The sequence below is a fragment of the uncultured Limimaricola sp. genome (genome assembly GCF_964022235.1).
Lineage (GTDB): Bacteria > Pseudomonadota > Alphaproteobacteria > Rhodobacterales > Rhodobacteraceae > Limimaricola.
In genome coordinates, this window is sequence record NZ_CAXHZL010000002.1 from 38,049 (window position 1) to 58,138 (window position 20,090).

Annotated in this window: 18 protein-coding genes and 1 pseudogene; 4 read left to right on the forward strand and 15 right to left on the reverse strand. The window is 66.2% G+C overall.

Translation table 11 applies throughout. The features are described from left to right. Nucleotides 1-11: 11 nt before the first annotated feature. Nucleotides 12-2,396 carry a phosphoenolpyruvate synthase gene (gene ppsA, locus AADJ02_RS02645; protein WP_341211444.1) on the reverse strand — a complete coding sequence of 795 codons (2,385 nt, stop codon included), beginning with the start codon at nucleotides 2,394-2,396 and terminating at the stop codon, nucleotides 12-14. Nucleotides 2,397-2,526: 130 nt separating this feature from the next. Between ppsA and AADJ02_RS02650 the strand changes: the two genes are divergently transcribed. Then, a complete protein-coding gene (locus tag AADJ02_RS02650; RefSeq protein ID WP_341211445.1) occupies nucleotides 2,527-2,901 on the forward strand; it encodes a hypothetical protein in 375 nt (124 codons plus the stop codon). 33 nt (nucleotides 2,902-2,934) lie between these two features. Here the strand turns inward: AADJ02_RS02650 and AADJ02_RS02655 are convergent, their stop codons facing one another. Then, entirely contained in the window at nucleotides 2,935-3,258 is a 324-nt protein-coding gene (locus tag AADJ02_RS02655) for a TraR/DksA C4-type zinc finger protein (protein ID WP_341211446.1), read from the reverse strand. An 80-nt stretch (nucleotides 3,259-3,338) separates the two neighbouring features. Further along, complete coding sequence (gene ftsH, locus AADJ02_RS02660) at nucleotides 3,339-5,240, reverse strand: ATP-dependent zinc metalloprotease FtsH (protein ID WP_341211447.1); 1,902 nt, start codon at nucleotides 5,238-5,240, stop codon at nucleotides 3,339-3,341. A gap of 158 nt (nucleotides 5,241-5,398) precedes the next feature. On the opposite strand from ftsH, the gene AADJ02_RS02665 reads away from it, so the two are divergent. Next, nucleotides 5,399-6,076 (forward strand): phosphoribosyltransferase family protein, encoded by a 678-nt coding sequence (locus AADJ02_RS02665; protein WP_341211448.1) that lies wholly within the window; start codon nucleotides 5,399-5,401, stop codon nucleotides 6,074-6,076. Nucleotides 6,077-6,090: 14 nt separating this feature from the next. Here AADJ02_RS02665 and AADJ02_RS02670 read toward each other — a convergent pair whose 3' ends face one another. The 3 genes from AADJ02_RS02670 to AADJ02_RS02680 form a co-directional block, all read right to left on the reverse strand. Then, nucleotides 6,091-7,044 carry a hexose kinase gene (locus AADJ02_RS02670; RefSeq protein WP_341211449.1) on the reverse strand — a complete coding sequence of 318 codons (954 nt, stop codon included), beginning with the start codon at nucleotides 7,042-7,044 and terminating at the stop codon, nucleotides 6,091-6,093. Nucleotides 7,045-7,188: 144 nt separating this feature from the next. Next, nucleotides 7,189-7,746: an Hsp20/alpha crystallin family protein gene (locus AADJ02_RS02675; protein WP_341211450.1), complete on the reverse strand. Its 558-nt coding sequence runs from the start codon at nucleotides 7,744-7,746 to the stop codon at nucleotides 7,189-7,191. Nucleotides 7,747-8,032: 286 nt separating this feature from the next. Then, the gene (locus AADJ02_RS02680; protein ID WP_341211451.1) at nucleotides 8,033-8,758 is read right to left on the reverse strand and encodes a Crp/Fnr family transcriptional regulator; all 726 of its coding nucleotides are present in this window, start codon (nucleotides 8,756-8,758) and stop codon (nucleotides 8,033-8,035) included. 243 nt (nucleotides 8,759-9,001) lie between these two features. Here AADJ02_RS02680 and AADJ02_RS02685 point away from each other — a divergent pair, with 243 nt between their 5' ends. Further along, nucleotides 9,002-10,000 carry a 2-hydroxyacid dehydrogenase gene (locus tag AADJ02_RS02685; RefSeq protein WP_341211452.1) on the forward strand — a complete coding sequence of 333 codons (999 nt, stop codon included), beginning with the start codon at nucleotides 9,002-9,004 and terminating at the stop codon, nucleotides 9,998-10,000. Between the two features lie 198 nt (nucleotides 10,001-10,198). Here the strand turns inward: AADJ02_RS02685 and AADJ02_RS02690 are convergent. The 7 genes and pseudogenes from AADJ02_RS02690 to AADJ02_RS02720 all read right to left on the reverse strand — a co-directional run. Next, nucleotides 10,199-10,520, reverse strand: a pseudogene (locus AADJ02_RS02690) (IS5/IS1182 family transposase); the annotation flags it as partial. 185 nt (nucleotides 10,521-10,705) lie between these two features. After that, nucleotides 10,706-12,157, reverse strand: a complete 1,452-nt coding sequence (locus tag AADJ02_RS02695; protein ID WP_341211453.1) for an amino acid racemase — start codon at nucleotides 12,155-12,157, stop codon at nucleotides 10,706-10,708. A 194-nt stretch (nucleotides 12,158-12,351) separates the two neighbouring features. Next, a complete protein-coding gene (locus AADJ02_RS02700) occupies nucleotides 12,352-13,080 on the reverse strand; it encodes an amino acid ABC transporter ATP-binding protein (RefSeq protein WP_341211454.1) in 729 nt (242 codons plus the stop codon). After that, a complete protein-coding gene (locus AADJ02_RS02705; protein ID WP_341211455.1) occupies nucleotides 13,077-13,733 on the reverse strand; it encodes an ABC transporter permease subunit in 657 nt (218 codons plus the stop codon). Before AADJ02_RS02705 ends, AADJ02_RS02700 begins: the two co-directional genes overlap by 4 nt. A 3-nt stretch (nucleotides 13,734-13,736) precedes the next feature. Next, nucleotides 13,737-14,456: an amino acid ABC transporter permease gene (locus AADJ02_RS02710; RefSeq protein WP_341211456.1), complete on the reverse strand. Its 720-nt coding sequence runs from the start codon at nucleotides 14,454-14,456 to the stop codon at nucleotides 13,737-13,739. A gap of 71 nt (nucleotides 14,457-14,527) precedes the next feature. Beyond that, a complete protein-coding gene (locus AADJ02_RS02715; RefSeq protein WP_341211457.1) occupies nucleotides 14,528-15,394 on the reverse strand; it encodes an amino acid ABC transporter substrate-binding protein in 867 nt (288 codons plus the stop codon). Nucleotides 15,395-15,422: 28 nt separating this feature from the next. Beyond that, nucleotides 15,423-16,517 (reverse strand): D-cysteine desulfhydrase, encoded by a 1,095-nt coding sequence (locus tag AADJ02_RS02720; RefSeq protein WP_341211458.1) that lies wholly within the window; start codon nucleotides 16,515-16,517, stop codon nucleotides 15,423-15,425. Nucleotides 16,518-16,626: 109 nt separating this feature from the next. Here AADJ02_RS02720 and AADJ02_RS02725 point away from each other — a divergent pair, with 109 nt between their 5' ends. Next, nucleotides 16,627-17,535: a LysR family transcriptional regulator gene (locus AADJ02_RS02725; RefSeq protein WP_341211459.1), complete on the forward strand. Its 909-nt coding sequence runs from the start codon at nucleotides 16,627-16,629 to the stop codon at nucleotides 17,533-17,535. Nucleotides 17,536-17,944: 409 nt separating this feature from the next. On the opposite strand, the gene AADJ02_RS02730 is transcribed toward AADJ02_RS02725, so the two are convergent. After that, entirely contained in the window at nucleotides 17,945-18,838 is an 894-nt protein-coding gene (locus tag AADJ02_RS02730) for a fumarylacetoacetate hydrolase family protein (RefSeq protein ID WP_341211460.1), read from the reverse strand. Nucleotides 18,839-19,107: 269 nt separating this feature from the next. Next, complete coding sequence (locus AADJ02_RS02735) at nucleotides 19,108-20,088, reverse strand: 2-dehydropantoate 2-reductase (RefSeq protein ID WP_341211461.1); 981 nt, start codon at nucleotides 20,086-20,088, stop codon at nucleotides 19,108-19,110. Between the last annotated feature and the right edge of the window lie 2 nt (nucleotides 20,089-20,090).

Below are 20,090 nucleotides of genomic sequence, written 5' to 3' on the forward strand. Positions count from 1 at the left end.
TGAACAGCCGCTCAGCCGGAAGCGCTCCGCTCGGCCGCGGCGACGTTGCGCTTCACCGCGAGGAAGCTGTCCGGGCTGACCGAGATCGAGTCGATGCCTGCCCGCACGAGCAGCCGGGCGAAATCCGGGTCGTTGCTCGGGGCCTGCCCGCAAAGACCGATCTTCCGTCCCGCCGCCCTGGCCCGAGCGATGGCGGTCTCGATCATCCACAGCACCGCCGGGTCGCGTTCGCTGAACAGCGGCGCGAGGGCCTCGTTGTCGCGATCACAGCCGAGGGTGAGCTGTGTCAGGTCGTTGGAGCCGATCGAGAAACCGTCGAACCGCTCCGCGAAGGCGTCCATGAGGATCACGTTCGAAGGGATCTCGGTCATCATGTAGACCTCGAGGCCATTCTCGCCGCGCCCCAGACCGTTTTCGGCCATGATCTCCAGCACCCTGTCCGCCTCTTCGAGCGTGCGACAGAACGGCACCATGACGACGACATTATCGAATCCCATCTTGCCGCGCAGCCGCTTCAGGGCCGCGCATTCCATCGCGAAGGCATCCCGGTAGATCGGAGCGTAGTAGCGCGCCGCCCCCCTGAGACCGATCATCGGGTTTTCCTCGACGGGTTCGAACCGGCGCCCGCCAAGGAGGTTCGCATACTCGTTCGACTTGAAGTCGCTGGTGCGGACGATCACCGGCTTCGGATGCCAGACGGCAGCGATCCGGGCGAGGCCCGAGGCCAGCCGGTCGACGAAATAGGCGCGCCCGTCGGGGTGATCGCCGATCAGCTCGACGACAGAGGCGCGCTCGGCCTCGTCGGGGATGGCCGCCGGGTCGAGGAGCGCAAGGGGATGCGCTTTGATCTCGTGGCCGATCAGGAACTCCATTCGCGCCAGCCCAACCCCGTCCGCTGGCAACCGCCACCAGCGCAGGGCAGTAGCGGGATCGGCGATGTTCAGCATCACGCGGGTGCGGGTCTCGGGCACGCGGTCGAGCGGGATGTCCCGGACCGCGATCTCGGCCGCCCCGTCGAGAACCCTGCCCTCGCGGCCACCAGCGCAGGAGACGGTCACCACCTGCCCGTCTTGCAGGATTTCGGTCCCGCGACCGGTGCCGACTACCGCGGGCAGGCCCAGCTCGCGGCTGACAATCGCCGCGTGCGAGGTGCGGACGCCGTGATCGGTGACGATCGCCGCCGCGCGCTTCATGACCGGCACCCAGTCGGGATCGGTGGTCGCAGTGACCAGCACGGAGCCGTCAACGAAGCGGTCGATATCCTGCGCCGAGCGGATCACGCAGACCCGGCCCGCCGCCGCGGCGCTGCCGACGCTGGTCCCTGCGAGCAGGACGGGGCCCTTCGGGGTGACCTCGTAGGACCGCATACTCGCGCCGCCGAGGCGGGACTGCACCGTTTCCGGCCGGGCCTGAACGATGAACAGCTCGCCCGTCTCGCCGTCCTTGGCCCATTCGATGTCCATCGGAACGCCGTAATGGGTCTCGATGAGCAGCGCCTGCCGCGCCAGTTCCACGACCTCGCAGTCGGTCAGGACGAACCGCGCGCGCTCGGCCATGCCCGTCGGCAGGTTGCGGGTCCGGGCTTCGCCGGGGACACCATATACCATCCTGAGTTCCTTCGAGCCGAGACTGCGCGACAGAATCGGCAATGCATCCGGGCGAGACAGGAACGGCTTGAAGACAAGAAACTCGTCAGGATCGACCGTCCCCTGAACGACATTCTCGCCAAGCCCCCAGGCGCCGGTGACGAGCACGAAGCGGTCGCAGCCGGTTTCGGTATCGATGGTGAAGACCACGCCGGAGGCCGCGCTGTCGGCCCGCACCATCAGCTGCACGCCGACCGACAGAGCGATAGCTTCGTGATCGAAGCCCTTCAGGCTGCGATAGGTGATCGCCCGGTCGGTGAACAGCGAAGCATAGCAGTGGCGACAGGCGTCGAGCAGCGCCTCCTCACCGGTCACGTTCAGGAAGCTCTCCTGTTGGCCGGCGAAGCTGGCGTCGGGCAGGTCTTCGGCGGTCGCACTCGATCTCACCGCGACCGAGGGCCGGTCGCGCCCGGTGCGCTGGGCGAGCGTGCGATAGGCCGACAGGATCTCCTCGGCGATGTACGGCGGCCAGCGGGCGTCGAGAAAGGCTTGGCGAATGGCGGCCCCGGCTTGCCGCAGGCCAGACCGCTGGGCTTCGATGGCGGCGATATGCTGTCGGATGGTTTCCCGCAGTCCGTTCGCGGCGACGAAACCGCGATAGGCCTCGGCTGTCGTGGCGAAGCCCGGCGGCACTCTCACGCCACTTTCGGCAAGCTTCGAGATCATTTCGCCCAAGGAGGCGTTCTTGCCACCGACCAGCGTCACATCGGAGCGGCGTACCTCCTCAAGCCAGACCAGATTGCGCGCCATACGGACCTCCCTGCCGGACTTCCGACAGCCTAGCCCGCCTGCCGGACCCGGCATTGATCCTGATCAAGGCGCCCGCCGGGCGCTTCGACCAGCATCACCGGCAAGAGCAACCGCCATGCGGGAGGATCCCATGACGACGAATTTCGAGACGCTCGCCGCCGATATCGAGGGCCGGAAGGCCGGTCTGGACGCCAACCTCACCGCGCGCGCGATGTCCGCGATAGGCGAGTGGCATCCCGACCTCGTGCCAGCCAGCCGCACAGAAGAAATCTCGGTAGAGACGCTGCTCCACCTTGCTGATCAACTCGTCCCGGGCTGGAGCATTCTCTTCCGCGGAAAGGCGCAAGAACCCGATGGACACTGGTCCTGCACGATACGCGAGACCATGAGCCGTGACAGTGACGAATTCATCGGCCACGGCAAAGCTCCGGACCTCACGGCGGCGCTACTGGCCGCCATCTTGCGCGTGGTGAGCTATCGGTCGCGATCCAGTCTGCAGGCCTGATCCACATCCATGTAGCGGCGCAGAGCCCCGGCCTCAGGCACCGCTTGCACAGTCGCGGCACAGCACGGCATAGGGCACCGCGCGCAGCCGTGCTTGCGAAATGTCGCGACCGCAGCGCCTGCAGATCCCGTATTCGCCGCGACCCATCCGCGCCAGCGCCTCCTCGAGCAGCCGCAGCTCGCGAAGATTGACCCGGCCCATGCTCTCCAGCACCTCGTCCTCCTCGAGGTCGATCGCCTGATCCTCAAGGTCGGGGTCCAAGGCCTGATCGAGACTGACTTCGATCTCGGCGAGATGGATCTTCAACTCCTCGATACGGGTCTCAATGCGGGCCCGGCGTTCGCTCTCTTCGGCCATGGGCTGTCCTTTCGCTCATCCTGTCGGATTCTCTTGGCCGCAACAGCGCGTGGCGAGCCGGCCGGGACGCCAATCCCGCTTCAGGGACATGCCGTCGCCTGCGGACCGATCACAGTGACCTTCGCCACCGGATCAAGACAGCGGCGGATCTCGGCGGCGTCGAGGGTCTCGCGCGCCTCCAGCGCCTCGACGAGGCTTTCGATCTCCCGGTTGTGACCTTCGAAGATCTCGGTCGCCCGGCGCTCCGCCTCCTTGAGCAACGCCATCACCGCCCGGTCGACCCGGGCCGCCGTCTCGTCGGCATGGCTGCGCGGCTGCGCGATGGACTGGCCGATGAAGGGATGGTCCTCGCTCTGCTTCAGATCGACCGGGCCCAGCGCCTCGTCCATGCCCCAGCGGGACACCATGGCGCGCGCGAGCCCGGTGGCGCGGCGGATGTCGTCATCGGCCCCGGAGCTGACCGATCCGAGCAGCGCCCGCTCGGCCGCCCGCCCACCGAGCAGCGTGGTCAACTGCCCGCGCAGATAGGCCTCGTCGAGCGTGTGCCGCTCCGCCTCGGGCAGCATATGCGTGCCGCCCAGCGCGTGGCCGCGCGGAATGATCGTCACCTTGAACAGCGGGTCGGCGCCAGGGGTATAGAAGGCCGCGGCGGTGTGCCCGGCCTCATGAACCGCGAGCCGGTGGCGCTCCTCCGGGCGGATCGCCAGCGAACGCACCGTGCCCATCATCACCTTGTCGCGCGCCTCCTCCAGATCGGCGCGGGTGATGCCCGTTCCGCTGCGCCGCGCGGCCATGATCGCGGCCTCGTTGAGCAGGTTCTTCAGGTCCGCTCCCGAAAACCCAGGGGTCCCGGCCGCGATCGCATCGAGATCGTCGGCGTTCGCCAACGGCAATCGTCCGGCATGTATGTCGAGGATGGCGCGCCGCGCGATCCGGTCAGGCAGTTCGAGCGTGACGTGCCGGTCGAAGCGGCCCGGACGGAGAAGAGCCGGGTCGAGCACATCGGGCCGGTTGGTCGCGGCGAGCACGACCACCGCCTCGCGCCCGCCGAAACCATCGAGCTCGGCGAGGATCTGGTTCAGGGTCTGCTCGCGCTCGTCATGCCCGCCGCCGAGCCCGGTACCACGGGTCCGGCCGATGCTGTCGAGCTCGTCGATGAAGATCACCGCCGGGGCGGCGGCGCGCGCGGCCTCGAACATCTTGCGGACCCGGCCCGCGCCGACCCCGACGAAGATCTCGATGAACTCGGAGCCCGAGGTCGAGAAGAAGGGCACGTCGGCCTCACCGGCCAGCGCCTTGGCGAGAAGCGTCTTGCCGGTGCCGGGCGGCCCGACCAGCAGCACGCCGTGGGGCACCTCGGCGCCGACGCGCTGGAACCGCTCCGTGTCGCGCAGGAATTCGACCAGTTCGGCCACCTCGCGCTTGGCCTGGTCCTGCCCGGCCACGTCGTCGAAGGTGACCTTCTGCGCCGGTCGGCTGGGCTTGGTGAAGCGGCCGCTCAGCAGCCCGCCCGCGCCGAAGCCGCCCGCCCCCGGCCCGAGGCCGCCGGCCATCCGCCCGATCAGGCGGCGCTGCAGCCAGAAATACACCCCGAGGATCACGACCCATGGCAGCAACAGGCCCAGAAGCGAGAAGTCGCTCGGCTCTGCCGCGCTCACCTCGACCCGCCTGGCCTCCAGCAAGGGCAGCAGGTCGGGATCGCCTTGGACCGGCGTCACCGCCCTGTACCGCGCCTCGCCGCCGCCCGTCGTTTCGGAGACAGACAGGAGGATGCCGTGCTCTTGCAGTTCGGCGCTGGCGACCTCGCCCGTCTCGATCATGCGCTTGGCGGCGCTGTAGGAGATTTCCTCGGGCGCCTCGTCGGGCAGAAACCAGACCGCGCCTAGGATCAGCAGCGCCCAGAAGACCCCGACCCATATCCACTGACGGGCAGGAGGCCAGCCCGGATCGGGCTCCGGGGATCGCTCATCCCTGTCGTTCATCATGTCCCCTCCGGCATTTGGTCATACAGCGGGTCTACCGGAGGGGCGCGCCACCAACCTTGATGCAGGTCAAGCCGGGAGGGAGCGGGCGGGCTTGCGGCAGATCAAGGCGCGCAAGGGCTCGTCAGCTAGGTTGGGGATGGAGAGGGAGATCGCCGATGTATGCAAGCCGAACCGAAGCCGGGCAGCGGCTGGTGCCGCTCCTCGCGGAAATGGGACTGCAACGACCCATCGTCTTCGCATTGCCGCGCGGCGGCGTGCCGGTGGCCATCCCGGTCGCGGCGGCGCTAGGTGCGCCGCTGGAGCTGGTGATGGTCCGCAAGATCGGCACGCCGGGGGCGGAGGAGTTGGTGATGGGCGCGATCGCCGAAGGCGAGGAGACCGTCGTGAACGAGGATATCTACGCCGCAGCAGCAAGCGGGCGTAGCTACCTCGAGCACGAGGCCGCGCGGCAGCGAGATGAAATGGCGCGTCGCGCCCGGCTCTATCTCTCGGGGCATGCCCGCGCCGATCCGGCCGGACGCTGCGCCATCCTCGTCGATGACGGGCTGGCCACGGGCGCGACGATGAAGGCGGCCCTTGCGGCGATCCGTCGCCGCGGCGCGGCGGAGACGGTCGTGGCGGTGCCCGTAGCGCCGCCCCGCGCGCTCGACGAGATTGCGCGGCTGGCCGACCGGGTCGTCTGCCCTTGGCCTGCCGAGGGTTTTCGCGGCGTCGGGCAGTTCTACCGCGAATTCCACCAGCTGTCTGACGAGGAAACCATTGCGCTGCTGCGCGCGGCTTGGGCCAGACCTGACCATGACTGGAATGGCGGTGACGAAGACGCCAGAGGTTGAGGTCGCCCGACGGGTCAGGCCAGGTCCGTGACCTGCACCTCGTCCACCAGCCGCCGCGCCAGCGCGCCGTCGCAAAGCTGGGTGGCGGGGGTGGTTACGGCGGCCGCCGCGGCGGCTGTGCCGCCGCGCACGCTGGTCCGGAAGGTCTGCCCCCGCGCGAGGGCCAGCGCCACAGCGCCGAGAAGGCTGTCCCCCGCCCCGACCGCGCTGACGAGCTCGACCGGAGGAGCGTGGCAGAAGAAGGCTTCCGTCGCGGACACGCCCACAGTGCCGCGCGCGCCGAGCGCCATCACCACCTGCCGCACCCGGCCCGATCCGACCAGCTCCCGGCCGAAGGCCGCCAGCGGCTCGGGCGCGTCGAAGGCATGCCCGGCGAGCTGCCCGGCCTCTTCCCCATCCATCCGGAGCAAGTCGAACGGCGCGCCCGCAGCCGCGCCGAGCGCCTCCGAGAGCGCCGCCCCGGAGGTGTCTAGCAGCATCTCCGCCCCGTGCTCGTGGCACAGATCGGCCAGCCGGTTCAGAACCGCCCCCGGCAGACCCGGCGGCTGGCTGCCGGACACCACAACGAGGTGGCCCGGACCGACCCGCTCCTCGACCTCCGCAAACAGCTGCGCGGTCGCCTCCGGCGGCCAGTCCGGCCCGGGCATCACGAGCCGGTACTGTGCGCCGGTGTCGCGTGCCGTGACGGCGACGGATTGGCGCGTCAGTCCCGGCAGCTGCAGCGCCGCGATCGCGATGCCCTCGGCCGTCAGCAACGTCGCGATCGTGTCGCCGGTCGCGCCGCCCAGCGCGACCATCGCGGTCGAGACGCCGCCCAGCCGGGCGATCGCGCGCGAGGCATTCACCCCGCCGCCGCCGGGATCGAGCCGCGGCGCGGCGCAGCGCAGCTTGCGCCCCGGCAGCATCGCCTCCGTCTCGGTCGACAGGTCGAGAGCGGGGTTCAGGGTCAGGGTCAGGATCGGGCGCATCGGGACCTCGCGGACAGACCGCCCCCGGCGGAACATCCGCCGGGGGCGCGGCAGGACAGTTTGCATCCTAGCACCGCCGGGCGCGCAGATCAGCCATTGGGCCCACTCGGCGTGGCCGGGGCCGTCCTCGCGGCCTCCTCGACCTCAGGAGGTCTTGATCGAGACCCGCTTTTCGTGGCGCAGCGCGTCCTGGCTCTTGGGCAGGCGTACCGTCAGCACCCCGTTGGCAAAGCGCGCCTCGACCTTGTCCTCGTCGATGCCCTTGGGCAGACCGAAGCTGCGCATGAACGCCCCATAGCTGCGCTCGCTGAGATGGTACTCGTCACTTCTCTCGTCGCGGCTGGCGCTCTTCTGGCCGCGGATCGTCACCTTGCCATCCGAGAGCTTCACCTCGACATCCTCGGCCGTCAGCCCCGGCAGTTCGGCTTGCATCTCGAAGGCGTCCTCGCGCTCCAAGAAATCGACGGCGGGGCTTACCTGCCAGTGGCCGCCCGTTTCGCGAATTGGCCCGAAGGCCTGCCGAGCGAGCGGCATCCGCCAGAAGGCCGGGCTGAACTCGTCGAACAGCCGGTCCATTTCCCCGCGCAGCGAGGCGAAGGGCTCCCAGGAGTCCGAAGGCTTCTTCTGCACCATCGACTGCGGCTTCATCGCCTGCTTCGCCGCCTCCTTGCTGACTTCGACTTTCTGATTCTTCGTCGCCATGTCGGTTCTCCGTGCTTGTGGCGTGTCACAGCGGCACGCGGGCAAATGGAAGACCCGTCCGCCCCCGCCCGCCTTGATCTGGCGCAAGCGACAGGCGCTTCGTGCCCGCCTGTCCTGCCCATGCCGTCGACTGCTCGGCCGCCGCGTCGAGTAAACCAGTCCCGATGACCTCGACGCCCTCGCAGGCCCCGGCGAACGGAATGCTCCTTTGGTACGCGCTCGACATACACGAAGTCCTGACAGGCGCTGGAAGCGGGCCGGAAGGGCTAGCGCGCCCGAGGTCGCGTCAGGCCGGGATCGCGTCGTCGCCGGTCTCGCGCCTCAGCCGGTCGAGATCGGGGATGAGGATGCGCCGCCTGTTGTCGAGCGCGATCACCCCTTCGCGCGCGAGCTGACTGATCTGCCGGCTCACCGTCTCGATCGTCAGGCCGAGATATTCCGACATCGCCTCGCGGGTCAGCGGCAGGTCGAGCCGGATGTCGCGGGTCCGGGGCGCAAGATCGAAGCTCGCCTCGCGCCGGGCGACCGAGACCAAAAGGCTGGTGATGCGCTCGCGCGCAGTCTTGCGGCCCAACACCATCATCCATTCACGCGCCGCGTCCAGCTCGTCGAGCGTCATCTCAAGAAGCCGCCCCGCGACATGCGGCATCTCCTCAAGCAGCCGCTCGAACGGCGCGCGGCGAAAACAACACAGGGTCATGTCGCTCGCGGCCGCCACGTCGTAGGGAGCAATGTCGCGGCCTGGCCGCCCGATGAAGTCAGAGGGAAGTAGCAGCCCCACCATCTGTACCCGCCCGTCCTCGAGCGTCTGCGACATGGTGGCGATGCCCGAGACCACCGAGCCCACGAAGCTCAGCTCGTCACCGGCCCAGACGATCTTCTGCCCGGCTTCGTAGTTGCGGTAGAACTTGACCTCTTCGAGCCGCGCCAGCTCGGCCTCGTCGCAGCGCGCGCAGACGGCCCGATGGCGGATACCGCAATCGGCGCAGCGCAGGTTCAGTCGGGGAGTCATCCCGGTTCTCCTTGCTGGACCATCCAAGGTTACCACCGAACGACGAAGAGGAGTAGCGCGAGACGATTCGACCTCGCGCCTTCGTCATCAAAGCGCCCCTTTGGCCGTTTTCGGCGAATGGCGCTCCATGAGCATCGCGGGCCGCAAATCCCCGCCGATGGACCCGCTCGTGCTAGGCTGGGACGGCCTCGAGGCTCATGAATCAAATAGAACGGTTCCGATTTCCGAACAGGAGGGCAGATCATGCATGTCGCCGTCTTTTCGGCCAAGCCCTATGACATCGCCTTCATGACCGCGGCCAATGCAACGGGTCCCGGTCACGATCTGCGCTTCCACGCGGCAAGGCTCGCGCCCGGCACCACGGCGCTTGCGGGTGGGGCCGAGGCGGTCTGCGCTTTCGTGAATGACACGCTCGACCGGCCGGTGCTGGAGGCACTGGCCGCCGCCGGCGTGCGGCTGGTGGCGCTGCGAAGTGCCGGTTTCAACCATGTCGACCTCGCTGCCGCCAAGGCCGCAGGTATCGACCTGTGCCACGTCCCGGCCTATTCCCCGCATGCGGTTGCCGAGCACAGCCTCGCGCTGATCCTCACCCTGAATCGCAAGACGCACCGCGCCTGGGCGCGGGTGCGCGAGGGCAATTTCGAGCTCGACGGGCTGATGGGCTTCGACCTGTACGGCAAGACCGTCGGCGTCATCGGCACGGGTCGGATTGGATCGATCCTGGCGCGGATACTCTTGGGCTTCGGCTGCCGCGTCGTCGCGCATGACCCGAACCCCGATCCCGACTGCCTGGCCCATGGTGTCGCCTATCTCGATCTCGACCCCCTGCTCGCGGCCAGCGACATCGTCACCCTGCAATGCCCGCTGACCGCGCAGACGCATCATCTCATCGACGACCGGGCGGTGGTGCGGATGAAGACCGGGGCCATGCTGATCAACACCAGCCGCGGCGCGGTGATCGACACCCGCGCGATCATCCGCGGCCTCAAGAGCGGCCAGATCGGGAGCCTCGGCCTCGACGTCTACGAAGAAGAGGGAGAGCTTTTCTTCGAGGACCTGTCGAACCGGATCATCCCCGATGACGTCTTCGCGCGGCTCCTGACCTTCCCGAACGTGCTGATCACCGGCCACCAGGGGTTTTTCACGACCGAGGCGCTCACCGCCATCGCCGAGACCACCCTCGCCAACATCACCGCCTTCGAGCGCGATGGCACGGCCCTCCATCCGGTTCCAGATCCGTAGGCATAGGCGGGCGCAGCCGGGTGGCCTGAACTATCCTGTCCCAGTCCATGGGTCGCACTGGCAGGGTGCCCACCCGCGCGCAATGCTCGAACCGGGATTGTCTCTGCGCGGGGTCGTTCCGACCTGATGCGATTGCAGCGGCTCTGTTGCACGGACCGCCCTAAGGCTGAGCGTCCCCTTACCCCTAGCGGCTTGGACGACGGGTTCTGTGATGGGAATGCCGAGGGCGGTGAAGCGGTTCAAGATCGCGAAGCGGAGCTGAAGCTCGGCGGTCTGGCGATCGACGTCTCGCGCCATCGGTTTCTGGCCGAGCAGCTTCATACAGTTCATCTTGGCCTCGGCGCGGCTTCTGCGGCGATATCCGGTCCAGTGCCACCAAATAGCCCTGCCGAGATGCTTGATGGCGCGCACAGCCTCGTCCCTGTTTGCCGCTTTGGGGGCTATCCTTCCTCCACGGCTTGGCGTTGTGCCTGAGCGGTATGAGCGCGTCCGCGCCCCGGTGCGCGATGGCGTCGCGGCAGCCGGTCAGCAATCCACGCTCACGCAACGCCGCGTTGTCGGCGGAGCAGTTCAGTGTGTGGTAGCGGGTGGGGACAGACTTGGACATGCCGCCCAGCTGCGCCGCAGGACTCGTAATGTGAATCCCGGGCAGGAATCACGTAACAAGGCCGCTGCACCTGCAACACCTCTTTGCTGGACAATAGGTCAACAGGCTGCCCCCTTGGCAAGAGCTACACATTTCCGCGCGAGAATATCAGTTGGGTCTAGCAGGATCGGCAGACCTACCGATGCGGAGCCGCTTGGGGCGATCAGTGGGAGTTCAGTGCAGCCCAAGATCACGGCCTCCGCCCCCTTGTCACTGATATGCTGGATCGCGGCGAGGAGATCGTCGCGGCATCGCCCGGTGGTGAATCCGGCTTTGACACCATGTGATCCGTAGATTGCCTCCATGACACCGGTCTGGGTTTCGGCATCTGGCAGGATCAGGGTCAGACCCACGGCATCCAATGCGTCCCGATATACAGCTGACCGGACGGTCCCGGCCGTTGCCAATAGCCCGACCCTTGTCACGTCCGGGTAGGTGGCACGGATGTGAACCGCCGTCTGGGTCGGCATGTTGATGATCGGGATGTTCAGATGCTGCTGTATCCGGGCGACGAAGGCATGCGCGGTATTGCAGGGGATGGCGATGGCATTCGCACCCTCTGCCTCGAGCCTCTTGCAGGTGGCATAGAGTGGAATGGTCGGGTCCTCGCCCTCGCCGAGCAGATGCGCGGTGCGGTCGGGTATCTGCGGGTTCTGCTCGACCACCATCTTGATATGGTCCTGATCGCGGCTCGCCTGCGTCCGCCGGACGACCTTGTCCATGAAATCGACCGTTGCCGCGGGGCCCACCCCCCCGACCACCCCGAGCCTGAAGGTGCCCGGAGGGCTCGCCCCGTCATAGGCCAATGCCAGCTCGGCATAAGCCTGATTGACGTCGAGTATCGGCCGCGCGACGCGCGGCCGGAGCGCCTCGATCAGAACCGGCAACTCGGTGGAGCCCAGAACGATCACTTCGGCCCCGAGGCTCGTGAGATTGTCGCAGGCTTGCGCCAGCCACCCGACCGAGCGGCCGCTCAGGCGGCCAGCCTTGATACCCTCGGGGCCATAGACCGCCGGCATGACCGACCCTGTCTGTATGGCGTCGTCGGGGTAGATCACCTCATAGGCCGCCCCCAGCGCCTTGTCGAACAGTCGTCGCTGGCGGACGTAGCTCGAGCTCACGACACCTATGCGTGTCGCATGGGGGTGATCGCGCCGCAGCATGTCCCGCGTTGCCTCGAAAATATTGAGGACGGTGAGGTCGAGCTCGGGGGCGATCTCGTCGATGAAGCTGTGCGACACGAAACAGGGCAGAAGCGCCACCTTGCAGCCCCGGCGCTCCATGCCCTTGAGGGTGTTGTAGACGTGGAACTTGCGCGGGTTCGGGTTGTAGCCCGCGTCGGCCACGGCCCCGGCATCGTCGAACGGCTGCTGCTCGAAGCTGATGTCGAGCTGCTGATGATCGCCGTCGGCGGGCGTGGACTTGATGATCTTCATCAAAAGATCGGCCGCACCGATGGCACCGAGCCCTCCGACGATACCGAATTTGCTGCGTTTGGGCGTGGATGTCATGGCCTGCGCTTTGCGAGAGAAAAGGATGCCGGGACCGCGCGGGCCAGATGGGATGGCAATTGCACGTCTGCTCCCTGCCCGGCCCGCCTCGGCGGCACGTCCAGCCGCTCTCGCATGTCGCGAGGATCAAGACGCCGAGGCCGGCGGATGCCGCGGAAAGCCCCGGCATCCGGTCGGGTGGCACCGAAGGCGGGTCAGTGGTTGAGGATCTTCGACAGGAAGTCCTGCGCACGGTCGCTTTCGGGATTGTCGAAGAAGTCGGCCGTCGGCCGGTCCTCGATGATCCTGCCTGCATCCATGAAGACCACCCGGTCGGCGACCTTGCGGGCAAATCCCATTTCGTGCGTGACAACCATCATCGTCATGCCTTCGCCCGCCAGCTCCACCATGACGTCCAGCACCTCCTTGATCATCTCGGGGTCGAGCGCCGAAGTCGGTTCGTCGAACAGCATGGCGATCGGATCCATCGCGAGCGACCGCGCGATGGCGATGCGCTGCTGCTGGCCACCGGAGAGCTGCCCGGGATACTTGCGGGCATGGGCGGCCATGCCGACCCGGTCGAGCAGCGCCTCGGCGCGCGAGACGGCCTCGTCGCGGCTGCGCTTGAGCACCTTTTCCTGGGCCAGGCAGAGGTTTTCCAGAACGCTCATGTGCGGATAGAGCTCGAAATGCTGGAACACCATGCCGATCCGCGACCGCAGGGCCGTCAGCTTGGCGCGCTTCGCCGTCACCTCGCTGGTGTCGACGACGATCCGGCCCTTCTGTACGGGCTCCAGACCGTTGACGCATTTGATCAGCGTCGACTTGCCCGAGCCCGAGGGGCCGCAGACGACCACCACTTCGCCCTTGGAAACCTGAGTGGTGCAGTCGTCCAGCACCTGAAAGTCACCGTACCACTTCGACAGGTTGGAAAGTTCGATCATGCTACCTTACCGGACTTGAGGTGTTTCACCAGCATCGAGCCGGAGAAGCAGATTGCGAAATAGACGAGGGCGGCGAAGAGATACATTTCGACCAGCCGACCCTCGGTGCGGGCGACGATGGAAGAGGCCGTCATGAAGTCGCGCAGGCTGACCACGAACACGAGCGAGGTATCCTGAAACAGGATGATCCCTTGGGTGACGAGGATCGGCACCATGTTGCGGAAGGCCTGCGGCAGCACGACATGGCGCTGGATCTGCCAATAGGAGAGGCCGGAGGCCTGACCGGCATGGGTCTGGCCGCGCTTCACGCTCTGGATCCCCGCGCGCATGATCTCGGAGTAATAGGCCGCTTCGAAGAGGACGAAGGCGATCAGCGCCGAGTAGAAGCCGCCGATCGGCCGACCCAGCACCAGCGGCACGAGGAAATAGAACCAGAAGATCACCAGGATCAGCGGCACCGAGCGGATCAGGTTCACATAGGTGGCGGCGAGCAGCGACAGGGGCAGAAACCCCGACAGCCGCGCCAGGGCCAGAAGCGTTCCGAGGACAATGCCGCCGACGACGGCCAGCAGCGTCAACAGAAGGCTGAGCTGCAGCCCCTGCCACAGGAAAGGCAGCGACGCCACGATGACATCGAAATCAAGATCGGACATGGGTCAGCCCTCCCTTCCGGCGAAGCCCGGAATGCGGGTGCGGCTTTCGATCAGCTGCATCAGGAGCGTGGCGATCAGCGCGATGCAGACATAGATGACCGTCGCGGCGGTGAAGGCCTCGAAGCCCTGGAAGGTGAATTCGGAGATCTGCTGGCTTTGCGCGGTAAGCTCGAGCAGGCCGATGGTCAGCGCCAGCGACGAGTTCTTGAAGACCGTGAGGAACTCCGAGGTGAGCGGGGGCACGATCGTGCGGCAGGAAATTGGCAAGAGCACGTAGCGATAGGTCTGCGCGAGGCTCAGCCCATGCGCCGTGGCGGCCGACGACAGGCCCTGCGGCACGGTCTCGATGCCGGCGCGTAGCTGTTCGGCAATGCGCGAGGCGGTATAGAGGCCCAGCGCCACCACGGCGGTGACGAATTCGGGGTTGGGCATGTCGCGCTTCATCCAGCGCCCCATCTCCTCGGGGACCAGTTCGGGCACCGCGAAGTACCAGATGAACATCTGGACCAGCAGCGGCACGTTCCGGAAGATCTCCACATAGGTGGCGCAGATGCCGCGGATCGCGCGGTTGGGCACGGTCTTTCCCACCCCGACCAAGGCCCCGACCACCAAGGCCAGGCACCACGCGCAAAGTGCTACGGCGACGGTCCACCCCAAGCCGCTGATCAGCCAGTCGAGATAGGGCTCTTCGAAGAGCACGCCCCAATTCCAATTGTAATCCATTTGCCCCTTTTCCATATCCGCATCGCGGTCATCCGGCCCCGGCCGGTGTCCCGGCCGGGGCGCGTCGTGGCTTAATCGGGCAGAGCGCCAAGCTCGTAAGCCGCTTGCAGGAGCGGATCGGCCGGGACATTCATCGGCCCGAACCATTTCTCGTAGATCTCGTCGATCTCGCCGGACCGGAACAGCTTGGCCAGCGCCGTCTTGCCGACCAGCTCGAAGGCGCTGTCGTCGCGGCGCACCATGAGGGCGTAGGGGTCGAAGGACAGGAACTCGCCCACGACGGCCAGCTCATCGGGCGACTTGGACTTGGAGATCAGGCCGTGCAGCAGGATGTGATCGGAGGCATAGGCGTCCACCCGGTCGGTTTCCAGCGCGAGAAGCCCCTCGGCGTGATCGCGCACCGGCAGGATCTTGACGTCCATGCCGGCCTCTTCCACCGCGTTGACGATGACGCGCTCGTTCGTCGTCCCCTGCGCCAGGGCGATGGCCTTGCCTTCCAGATCGGCCAGCGACGTGATGCCGCTGTCCTTGCGCGCGAGGATCTTCGTGCCGGTGACGAAGGTCGTCGGCAGGTATTCGACCTGCTGCTGGCGCGTCAGGTTGTTGGTGGTGGAGCCGCATTCCAGATCGATCGTGCCATTGGCCATCAGGGCGATCCGGGTCTTGGGGTTGACCGGCACGTATTTGATCGAAATCTCCTTACCGAGCTCCTCGGAGACCTGTTCGACGATCTTGTGGCACAGGTCGAGGGAGTAGCCGATCGGCTTCTGGTTCTCGTCGAGATAGGCGAAGGGCACCGAGCTTTCGCGGTGGCCGATCACGATCTCGCCGCTTTCGGCGATCTTGGCGAGGGTGCCCGCCTGGTCCTGTGCCATGACGCTTGTCGCAGGCAAAGCCAGAGCCACGGTCGCGGCGAGGGCGATGTTGGTCAGTTTCATCTGTCGTATCCCTGTTGTTGTGGAAGTTTCATTCGGAGTATCCGGGCAGATCGAAGCTGTCGGGATAGCCGAAGAGCGCGGCGCTCCCGCCGGTATGGAGAAAGACGACGTTCTCCATGCCGTCGAACTGCCCCTTGCGGATCTGGTCGATCAGCCCGTCGAGCCCCTTGCCAGAATGAACCGGGTCGGCGAGCAGCCCCTCGGTGCTGGCAAGCAACCTGACGGCCGCCTTCATGCCCTCGGTGGGCAGGCCGTCGCCCGAGGCCACAGGGTCGCAATCGGCCCGCACCTGCGCGCGATCGATCCGCGGCCCGAGGCCTAGGCGCTCGGCGGTGCGCTGCGCGAGGTCGAAGACCACCTGCTCCTGCCGGTCGCGGGGGGCTTGCGTGCCGACGCTCAGCAGCTGGATGTCGCTTCCGATCGCGGCCAGACCGACGACCAGACCCGCTTGGGTGCCCGCGTTGCCCCCGACGAGGACCAGCGCGTCGATCTTCAGGCCCATGCCATCGGCCTGCTCGGTCAACTCACGCGCGCAGTTGACGTATCCCAGCGCGCCGATCTCGTTCGAGCAACCACCGGGAATGACATAAGGAAGGGCGCCCGCCTGCCGCAGGCTTTCGGCCAGGATCTCCATTTCGGCGTCCATGTCCGCCCCGCCCGGCCGTTTCGCCACATGCGCACCATGCAAAAGATCGAGCAACACGTTGCCGTTGCGCAGGTGGTTCGGATCGGCCGAGCCCGTGCGATCCTCGAGCAGGAGATGACAGGCCATCCCCAGCTTGGCCGCGGCCGCGGCCGTCTGGCAGGCGTGGTTCGACTGGATTGGGCCTTGGGTGATGACCGTATCGGCGCCCCGCGCCTTGGCCTCGGCCATCAGGTATTCCAGCTTGCGTGTCTCGTTGCCGCCAGATGACAGCCCGGTGCAATCGTCGCGCTTCACCCAAAGCCGCGGCCCGCCCAGTTCGGCACTGAGCCGATCCATCGGCTCCAACGGGGTCGGCAGGTGGCCGAGGCGAAGGCGTGGAAAAGCGCCGAGCGCGATCGCCAGCTCCTTGCACAGCGTCAACCGGTGCTGCGCGTCCATCTCGGACCGTTCCAGACTGTCGTTATCGGCTGAGGGCATCGGCACTTCCATTCGGGCGTTACCCCAACAGACCCCTATGCAAGCTCAGAAATATAATGCTTTTTGCTACGCCTTCTCATACTGATCGTATGGGCAACGGGAGATGACGATGGATTTGCGATGGCTCGAGGACGTGCTCATCCTGCTGGAAGAGCGGAATCTCACCCGAGCGGCCCATCGGCGCAACATCACGCAGCCGGCCTTCTCGCGCCGCATCCGCAGCTTCGAGGACTGGATCGGGGCGCCGGTCCTGAACCGCGAGGTCAACCGCGTCTCGCTCGATCCGGCCCTGAGCGAGCACGAGCAGGAGATCCGGGCGCTCACGACCCGGATACGCGAGCTGCGCGGCAACATCGCCAACCATCGCCCGTCGAACGTCACGGTGACGCTCACCTCGCATCACGCGCCGATCCATTCCAAGTTTCCCGACCTGGCCATCGAAGCGCGCCGCCATTTTCCCGAGGTGCGATTCCGCCTTCGGGCGGGAAACCAACGCGATTGCATCACGTTCTTCCTGCGCGGCGACGCCAGCATCTTCCTCAACTACGAGGCCCGCAGCGAGCAGTCGCCGATGTTCGGCGCTTCGGTGAAGCGCGCGGTTTGCGGACATGATCGGCTGGTGCCGGTGATCGGCGGCCGGCTGCGCTATCGTCTCAATCCCGATCAGCGTCCGCCAGAGGACTTTCCTTGCGTGACCTACCCTGAGGACTGCCATTTCGGCGAGATCCTCGCCCGCGCCGAGCGGCCGTTCGGCACGAGGCAGATGTCGCGCAATTCCTTGTGCGAGACCGCGCTTTCCAGCGGCATAAAGGAACTCGTGATGAAGGGGCTCGGCCTTGGCTGGCTACCGCTGAGCATGTGCTACCGCGAACTGGAAAGCGGCGAAATCGTCTCGGTCGCGCACCACTTCGGGCATGAGGACATCAAGGTGGTGCTCTACGCGAACACCGAGAACAAGACGGCCGTCGAACTCGTGGATCACTGGCAGACCGCCTTCAGCCTGCAAGCTGTCGATTAAGCGATAAAGCCATAGCTTAGCGACAGAAAGTTCACCCTTCGATCGTTCAGGCTTGGTGCGGCTAAGGTTGGCGAAAGCGACATCATTGCCATAAACGTTGCAGCATCGATCAAAAGCTATTGGCGACCCACCCGCCTAGTCTCAGGCGCCAAGGGGACCATGCTGGTTTCGGCCTCGGAGCCGCGCTTCGCCGAGGGGGCTCTTCTTGCGTTGAAGCCTGTCCGCGCGAGCGGAGGGGTCTACCGCATCACGCACCGATCCGGGTCACAGCCCCGGTCCTGCAGGTGCGAGAGGGCCGGCTACATCGGCGTCTGGCCGCATGCGTCCAGCGAACCAGTACTGAATGTGGCCTTGGGACCAAGATGTACGCTTGATCCGCCCGAAAGAGGCACGAAAAATCCTTCTAACCTCAAGCGTTCGCCGCCACCGACGACTTGCCACGAACCGGTTCGGCCTCATCCACGACCGGGCTGGCGCAGATGCCAATACCTTCGATCTCGATTTCGACTGTCTCGCCCGAGCGCAACCAGCGCGGCGGCGTCTTGGCATGACCCACGCCCGGCGGTGTGCCCATGGCAATATGATCGCCCGGCTGCAATGTAGTATATTCAGAGATGATCGCAATCGCCCGGGCGACTGGCCAGATCATGTTGGCGGTGTTTGATCGTTGCAATATCTCGGATCCGACACGGCTTTCGATCGAAAGCCCTGACGCGCCCTCGGGCAACTCGTCGGGAGTGACAACGAAAGGACCGATGGCGCCGGTGTCGTCAAAGTTCTTGCCCGGTGTCCACTGGTGCGTCTTGCGCTGGTAGTCCCGGATCGAACCGTCGTTGAAGACCGTGTAGCCGAACACATGCGAAAGCCCTTTCTCTTCGGCGATATGCCGACCGCCCCGCCCGATGATCACCATCAGCTCGGCCTCGTAGTCGAGCTTCTCCGAACACCGCGGGAGCACCATCGGCGCGCCCGCAGCCATGATCGACTTTGGTCCCCGCATGAAGAGCGCCGGGTAGTCGGGAATATCGTAACCGCCCTCCTTGATGTGTTCGATATAGTTCAGCCCCATGCATATGATGCTAGGGGGACGGCGAACCGGCAGGCCTGGCGTCACATGCGACACCGGGACGCCGGGGCCGAGATCCACCGCCCCGGCAATCCGCTGCAGCAATCTGGGGTTGCCGATCAGCCCAGCCAGATCCTCACCCACCTCGTCAAAACGCTGGCTGAGGTTATATGCGCGCGCGTCGCGAACCAAATGAACTGCAGGGCCGTCTTCGGTGACACCTACCAGAAAACGCATGGTCAACTCCCTAATTACCAATGATATTCAGCAACCGCTATCGCGAAATGCCTTGCTGTCTGACGTGGAAGAGATCGCCGCTTTACGAGATCAAGTGGTTGGACGTCCTTATGCCTGCGCTTCGCCCGATGCTCCTCTGCGAAAGGGAGCGAGCAAGGCCGCGCAGATGCGCCGCGCTGACATGGAGACGCGACCTCCTTGCCGCATGCTCATGTGAAACCGGGCTGCGATGGATGGCCCCTGGCGAGCGCGCACTTCGAAAACCATGCTCAAGGCAGCAGGCCCGCCACCCGCGCCCTCAGCGTCACAAGCGCATGCACCGTGTCGATGGTCGGCGTGGGTTGCCCGACGATCCGCCCCAATTCGCGCACCGACCCGACCAATGCTTCGATTTCCATAGGCCGTTCGGCGTCGATATCCTGCAGCATTGAGGTCCGATGCGCACCGACGGCCGCCCCGCCCGCAATCCGCCGATCCACGTCGATCGGAAAGCTCACGCCCAGTGCTTCGGCGATCGTCTGCGCCTCCAGCATCATTCGACGCGCCACCTCCCGCGTCCCCTCGTCGGTGCAGAGCACATCCAGCGTGGCATGGGTCAGCGCCGAGATCGGGTTGAACGATAGGTTGCCCCACAGCTTGATCCAGATTTCGTCGCGAAGCTTTGGTCGCACCGGCGCCTTCAGCCCTGCCTCCTGCAGCACGCGCGAAAGACGCAGCGCGCGCTCCGATTTCGACCCGTCGGGTTCCCCAAGCGAGAACCGGTTGCCTTCGATATGGCGCACTGTCCCTGGTGCGCTGACTTCGGCCGCCGGGTAGACGACGCACCCCAGCACCCGGTCGGGCCCCAGCCCCGACCACTGCACGCCGCCAGGGTCGACCGTCTTGAGACGGGTGCCTTCGAGGGGGCCGCCGAACTTGTGAAAATACCACCACGGCAAACCGTTCACGCCGCTCACGATCGTCGTGTCCTTGCCGATCAGGGGTCGCATCGCGCCGACCACTGCGGGCACGGAATGCGCCTTGAGCGTGACGATGACGTAGTCCTGTATCCCCAACTCAGCGGGATCGGCGCTGGCCTTTACCGGCACGGTGATCGGCTCCGCCGCCTCCTCGATCAGCGTCAGCCCGCGGCTCTGGATCGCTTCCAGGTGCGGGCCGCGGGCGACGAGGCTGACGTCGGCCCCCGCCTGAGCGAGTTTCGCGCCCATGTAGCCACCGATCGCACCGGCCCCAAAAATGCAAATCTTCATGT

Excerpts from the sequence above, each read along its gene's own strand:
- ppsA (WP_341211444.1), bottom strand. The coding sequence starts at position 2,396 with ATGGCGCGCAATCTGGTCTGGCTTGAGGAGGTACGCCGCTCCGATGTG.
- AADJ02_RS02650 (WP_341211445.1), top strand. The coding sequence starts at position 2,527 with ATGACGACGAATTTCGAGACGCTCGCCGCCGATATCGAGGGCCGGAAG.
- AADJ02_RS02655 (WP_341211446.1), bottom strand. The coding sequence starts at position 3,258 with ATGGCCGAAGAGAGCGAACGCCGGGCCCGCATTGAGACCCGTATCGAG.
- ftsH (WP_341211447.1), bottom strand. The coding sequence starts at position 5,240 with ATGAACGACAGGGATGAGCGATCCCCGGAGCCCGATCCGGGCTGGCCT.
- AADJ02_RS02665 (WP_341211448.1), top strand. The coding sequence starts at position 5,399 with ATGTATGCAAGCCGAACCGAAGCCGGGCAGCGGCTGGTGCCGCTCCTC.
- AADJ02_RS02670 (WP_341211449.1), bottom strand. The coding sequence starts at position 7,044 with ATGCGCCCGATCCTGACCCTGACCCTGAACCCCGCTCTCGACCTGTCG.
- AADJ02_RS02675 (WP_341211450.1), bottom strand. The coding sequence starts at position 7,746 with ATGGCGACGAAGAATCAGAAAGTCGAAGTCAGCAAGGAGGCGGCGAAG.
- AADJ02_RS02680 (WP_341211451.1), bottom strand. The coding sequence starts at position 8,758 with ATGACTCCCCGACTGAACCTGCGCTGCGCCGATTGCGGTATCCGCCAT.
- AADJ02_RS02685 (WP_341211452.1), top strand. The coding sequence starts at position 9,002 with ATGCATGTCGCCGTCTTTTCGGCCAAGCCCTATGACATCGCCTTCATG.
- AADJ02_RS02695 (WP_341211453.1), bottom strand. The coding sequence starts at position 12,157 with ATGACATCCACGCCCAAACGCAGCAAATTCGGTATCGTCGGAGGGCTC.
- AADJ02_RS02700 (WP_341211454.1), bottom strand. The coding sequence starts at position 13,080 with ATGATCGAACTTTCCAACCTGTCGAAGTGGTACGGTGACTTTCAGGTG.
- AADJ02_RS02705 (WP_341211455.1), bottom strand. The coding sequence starts at position 13,733 with ATGTCCGATCTTGATTTCGATGTCATCGTGGCGTCGCTGCCTTTCCTG.
- AADJ02_RS02710 (WP_341211456.1), bottom strand. The coding sequence starts at position 14,456 with ATGGATTACAATTGGAATTGGGGCGTGCTCTTCGAAGAGCCCTATCTC.
- AADJ02_RS02715 (WP_341211457.1), bottom strand. The coding sequence starts at position 15,394 with ATGAAACTGACCAACATCGCCCTCGCCGCGACCGTGGCTCTGGCTTTG.
- AADJ02_RS02720 (WP_341211458.1), bottom strand. The coding sequence starts at position 16,517 with ATGCCCTCAGCCGATAACGACAGTCTGGAACGGTCCGAGATGGACGCG.
- AADJ02_RS02725 (WP_341211459.1), top strand. The coding sequence starts at position 16,627 with ATGGATTTGCGATGGCTCGAGGACGTGCTCATCCTGCTGGAAGAGCGG.
- AADJ02_RS02730 (WP_341211460.1), bottom strand. The coding sequence starts at position 18,838 with ATGCGTTTTCTGGTAGGTGTCACCGAAGACGGCCCTGCAGTTCATTTG.
- AADJ02_RS02735 (WP_341211461.1), bottom strand. The coding sequence starts at position 20,088 with ATGAAGATTTGCATTTTTGGGGCCGGTGCGATCGGTGGCTACATGGGC.